Raw genomic sequence first — 4,961 nt, 5'->3', positions numbered from 1 at the left:
TGCTTGCGTGGTACGCGCAATGGTTCTCCTCACAGGCTTTCAAGAACTCCTTGCTGAGTTCCTCGATAACATCGGGGCAAAGAAGAGGCTCACCACCGTACCACGTTACCTGAAACGACCTGGCCACCTTGACGATCTGAGCCACATATCGGCAGAGATGCTGTTTGACCTCATCCGTCATCCGAGATGACCGCTGCTCCTCATAGCAGTACGGACAGTTAAAGTTGCAGTCGAGGGTCGGAGCTATCGTAAGACCCGCCGCAACGACGTCGTACTTCGCCCGATTGTACAGCAGTCTGAGGTATTCGACTTCGTCGAAGTCGGACTCGATCACGAAGCGCCCGCGTTTTAGCTCCCGTAACAGGGTCGCGGATTCGCCCTGCAAACGGGATAGGATCAGAGGATCTATGCTCTCAGGCGACCGAAGAGCCTTCAGCACCTCATCATCGATGAGGGCGAGACCGTTGGAGACCGCGTTGTACGCGAGTGTCCTGTTCCCTGCTCGTATGAAATGATTGTAAGCGGATGCCTTCACCAAGCGACCCTCCTTATTACGCTATTTTCTCTCTATGCCACCCTAAGCCACGCTCGGGGAAAGAGACTCTCCCAAGATCTTCGACACCGGATCTTCCCCATGTTCGGTGGGGCAGCCTTGTCTAGGTCCGGAACCGTCACGGTCGCATGGGTGCCGGCACCGACGCATGAGCCCGCCTTGTAACCGATTTGGGAGGGCGCCGCTGCAATGACCGGCCCGCCCATAGCCTCCCCAACGCCGTCGGGTCTGACAACACCAAGCTCGCTGGCAGTGACTCCCCGCTCACGTTAGCAAGCGCTGTGACACCTTCCCTGTATCGCCCGGCCGCATGCCCGGTGGCAACTGATGTGGGTTTCCCCGCATTTCTCTGCTTATTCAGCTGAATGCGGCAGCATCGGCCGCCAGCTGCTTATACATATGCTCCAAAAGATGACTGTCCGCGACGCGGGATCGGCCGCCCTGTCTGCGGTCAGCCTAGTCTGATAGAAACCTCTCGGCTACTCGGTCGAATCCAAGTTCTTTACACAAGAGCAGGAGACATGCTTTGTTGCGGACACCCGTTTTACGATAGATGTTCCCCAGGTGGAATCTGATGCAGGATTTGCTCACGCACAATAAGCGAGCAGCTTCAAAGGTTGTGCGTGCGGGGTCGCCGATGAGAGCCGCAAGCACTCGCAGCTCACCAGCGGTCAACCGTGCAACGAGGTCGACCCAGTCAACCATGTCGTTGCCCCTCTCGACACGCCCGGGCGCACGCGCCACCGGCTGTTGAGCCGATGCAGGAAGGTCAGGACGACGGTCACCAAAACTTGACGACATGGTGGCTTCCTCCCTCCGGAAAGGCTTGGAGCCCGGGTCTATGGACGAGTGTCGACTTCCCACCCATATATTTGCCGGAGACCTCCAAAATGTTCGCGGAGATCGGCCAAGACATACCCCGAATCTGAAGGTGGTGCTGGTGGTGGTGCTGGTGTGACGCCGCCGGTAATGGGAACACCAATTCCCATATCGCTCAGCGGCGTCTGTACGGGAGGAGGTAGACATGGCGGCGGGGTGAGCAAACACTAGTAAGGGATACAGTGAAGTCTATGCATACCTCCAGCAGGAAACACCTGTACTGTGACGAACGTGACCGCGCAAAGAAAGACGATTGCCTGCTTCTTGAGTCTGGCGAAGGCCGAGGAGGAGACGCCGGTTGTTGCAAGGCTGCTTGAGCGGCTGCCTCAAGGTCTGCCACCCAGGTGGGCGAAGGCGCCAGGCGGCTTTCCGGTGGGCAGAGGCAGATCGTGGCCACTCTGCGTGCGCTGTCGCAAGAAGCTGATGTCATCGTTTTCGATGAAGCCACGGCCGGCCCACCTCGATGAGGAGATGCGCGCGCTGCTGAGGGAAGTCGTGCATAGGCTGTTCTCCGGCAGGATCTGCATAATCCTCACCCACGATGCGGACCTTGCGAGCTTGACGAGCTTGACGGATGTGGAAATCCGCCTGGACGGCGGCAGGGCGGTGCGGTACGCGAGCGCACGTTGCTAACTGAGCTTGCCTGCGGCTGAAGCCAGGAACTGAGGCTCTTGTCCTCCTCGCTCCGGTTGCGGCGCCCTGCCCGAGTGGCATTTTGGCCATCTTTGGAGGCTCAGTAGTACCCTGTTAGATACGAAACGTCATCCGGTTTGGCGGGCGTGGCGAGCTTCTCTGGCAGGGCGAGTCCTCGCCGTAGGGTGGCGGAGGAGTCCGAAGAGTTCCGGAGAACAACCACAGCAGTGATTGTACCGGCACCTGCGGCGGCCAAGTACAGCCTGGTCCTTCACTGCCTTGACAATCTCCTGGTCAGATTCGGAGCGGGAAGCACCTTTCGGCAGACGAACGATCGGGGTCGTGGCCGTAAGCAAACGACACCCTCACTCAGTGAGTGAGGCAAACAGGAAAGGACCCCCGGCACTGGCGTCGAATGTGTGACGGTGCGCGTGGTCCCGAGTAACAGCCCCGTGACCACCGCTTCGTCGGGCGCTCCTCTTCAGGTGCTGCTCATGGCATACGAGGGGGTGCGTCATGCTTACCGGACTCTTGTAGACAGTGAACGCGCTCTGTGCGTGTCGTCCTCAACGGAGAAGGCCCCTAGAAGCGTGCTCCGAGAGTTGCGCACGACTCTGGCGACTGCAGGCTCAGGCCACAAATCCGGAGCTAGGCGGCGTACCGGTTGTCCCATGGACGCGGCACCGGCGGTTTCGGAGCGGACTTCTAGTGTTCGGGTATGACGGAAGGGAGAGCGAAATGAACGCTATTGAGGTTGAAAACCTGACCCGCCGCTTCAACAGGTTATGTGCTGTGGACGACGTCACCTTCGCAGCAAGAGAGGGAGAGGTTTTCGGGTTTTTGGGACCGAACGGGGCAGGCAAGACGACCACCATCCGCATGCTTACCGGCCAACTGCGTCCCACAGCGGGCGACATCCGCGTGGCGGGCCTGAGGATACCAGGCGAAGAGAAACGTCTCAAATCTCAGATTGGCGTGGTGTTTGAACACCAAAATCTGTATGAGCGTATGTCGGGCCGCGAGAATCTGGCGTTTGCCGCGCAACTATACTCGGTACCTAAACCCCGTGTGGACGAGGTCCTCGAGCAGGTTGGACTGAGCGAGCGGGCCAAAGACCTGGTGAGGACATACTCCAGCGGCATGAAACAGCGCCTGCTGCTTGCCCGTGCCTGGCTTCATCGTCCAAAGGTGTTGTTCCTTGACGAACCCACGAGAGGGCTGGACCCTCACATAGCCCAGGAGATTCGACACCTGGTCAAAGGCATGGCCGGTGAGGGCGTAACAGTCTTTCTCACTACGCACTACATGGAGGAAGCCGATCAATTGTGTCACAGGGTGGCCTTCCTCAACCAGGGGCGCATTGTGGCGCTGGACAGTCCCGAACAACTCAAACTCGCCCATGGTCAACGGCGTCTGCAGGCAAAACTCGTGGACGGAAGAGTCCTGAGCCTTTCCATTGGCAACCAGACCGATGGACAACGGTTGAGCGAACTCGTCGCATCCGGCGAGATTCTTACGCTACATTCCCTGGAGGCCACGCTGGAGGACGTCTTCATCAAGCTCACCGGGCGAGGGGTGCGAGAATGAACATACGAGCGATTTTGGCGATAATGCGCAAAGATCTGGCTGACGCGATCAGGAACCAGTTTCTCCTTGCCTTTCTGGCATTGCCCGTCGGAGTTGCGCTCCTCCTCAAGCTGGTCTTACCCTCCCATTCTGCAGACCTGCAGCAACTGACCATCGTTGCCTACGACCCGAGTCATTCCCGCCTTGTGGCGGCGCTACGAGAGGTCCCGAATGTGAGGATGCTCGAGGTAGACTCGGGTTCCCAGTTAGCCGAAAGCGTGCGAGAGAATGGCGCAGCAGGAGGGCTTGCGATCCCGTCCGGCTTCGATGCTTCTGTGGAGGCAAGAAAGGAGCCTGAGCTTGCTGCTTACATCAACTACGAGCAGGACGAGGTCAAGCGACGCGCTTTCCAGAGCCTTGTACAAGAACAGATAATGCGCCTGACTCCTCCGCCTGCGCGAATCGCATGGGTCGATATAGGTGCTCCCGCAGAACCCCAGACTCAGGTGCGCAACTATCGGGATCTCGTCTTGATCGTGATAGTGCTGCTCTCTGTGGTGGCAACCGGCATGCTGATAATACCGCTGTTGCTCGTAGAAGAGAAGGAGAGACGTACTCTGTCGTTCTTGCTGGTGTCACCCGCAGGGCCGACTGATATCGTGGTCGGCAAGGCCCTGACAGGACTGATATGCAGCCTGGCGATAACAGGAGTAGTGCTGAGCCTCAACAACGGGTGGAAGGGGAACTGGGATATCACTCTTCTCGCGTTGTTTCTGGGTTCATTGTTCACCGTGCCGGTGGGGCTACTACTGGGCACTTTCTTCAGGAATGTGCTTCAGTTGAATACCTGGAGCACTATCCCGCTGGTGGTTTTGCTGCTGCCGAGCTGGCTCTTTGTGACTCGGGGTCTGCCACCTATCCTGCAGACCCTTGTGCGGCTTATCCCCACATACTATGTCGTGGACACTCTGAGTCTATCCTTGGCTGGCGAAGCGTCTACCGCGAAGGTGTGGGGAAACCTCGCGATTCTGCTGGTAAGCACGGCTGTTGCCTTCATTGTTGCGGTCTGGGCATTACGACGGAGAGGAAGCTACAGCTTCTGAAGGCCGCTGGAGAAGAACATACGGCGGGCTTCTCGAGTGCCTGCCCCGAAAGGATGGTTCTATGCTTGCGATGTGGACATTCCTCAAGCCGACGAAGCTGAAGATGCTGTTCCTCGTGGAGTGGGTTGTCTACGTGCTGATCGAGCTGTCGCGGGCGAAGCTGCGGACGGCGCACCAGTTGATGGTAGCTGGCTATCCGTTCATAGTGTTCTACCTGATCGGCTGCG

The 4,961-nt window shown here is 58.3% G+C and carries 5 protein-coding genes and 1 pseudogene; 4 read left to right on the top strand and 2 right to left on the bottom strand.

Features of this window, described 5'->3' with window-relative positions; genetic code table 11:
• Both GX515_13315 and GX515_13310 read right to left on the bottom strand, forming a co-directional pair.
• The coding region (locus GX515_13315) for a 4Fe-4S cluster-binding domain-containing protein (GenBank protein HHY33972.1) at positions 1-535 on the bottom strand (535 nt) is incomplete at its 3' end.
• 474 nt (positions 536-1,009) lie between these two features.
• A complete protein-coding gene (locus GX515_13310) occupies positions 1,010-1,354 on the bottom strand; it encodes a hypothetical protein (GenBank protein HHY33971.1) in 345 nt (114 codons plus the stop codon).
• A gap of 422 nt (positions 1,355-1,776) precedes the next feature.
• Between GX515_13310 and GX515_13305 the strand changes: the two are divergent.
• From GX515_13305 to GX515_13290, 4 genes and pseudogenes are all read left to right on the top strand, one after another.
• Positions 1,777-2,065, top strand: a pseudogene (locus tag GX515_13305) (ATP-binding cassette domain-containing protein).
• A 738-nt stretch (positions 2,066-2,803) separates the two neighbouring features.
• On the top strand, positions 2,804-3,652 hold the full coding sequence (locus GX515_13300; GenBank protein HHY33970.1) for an ABC transporter ATP-binding protein: 849 nt from the start codon (positions 2,804-2,806) through the stop codon (positions 3,650-3,652).
• Positions 3,649-4,734 carry an ABC transporter permease gene (locus GX515_13295; GenBank protein HHY33969.1) on the top strand — a complete coding sequence of 362 codons (1,086 nt, stop codon included), beginning with the start codon at positions 3,649-3,651 and terminating at the stop codon, positions 4,732-4,734. The genes GX515_13300 and GX515_13295 overlap by 4 nt, the downstream gene beginning before the upstream one ends.
• 61 nt (positions 4,735-4,795) lie before the next feature.
• Positions 4,796-4,961 (top strand): hypothetical protein (locus tag GX515_13290; GenBank protein ID HHY33968.1); only part of this gene is annotated, 166 nt, incomplete at its 3' end.

Source organism: Bacillota bacterium, from assembly GCA_012842395.1.
GTDB lineage: Bacteria > Bacillota > SHA-98 > UBA4971 > UBA4971 > UBA6256.
This window is presented reverse-complemented; position numbering and strand designations above follow the sequence as displayed.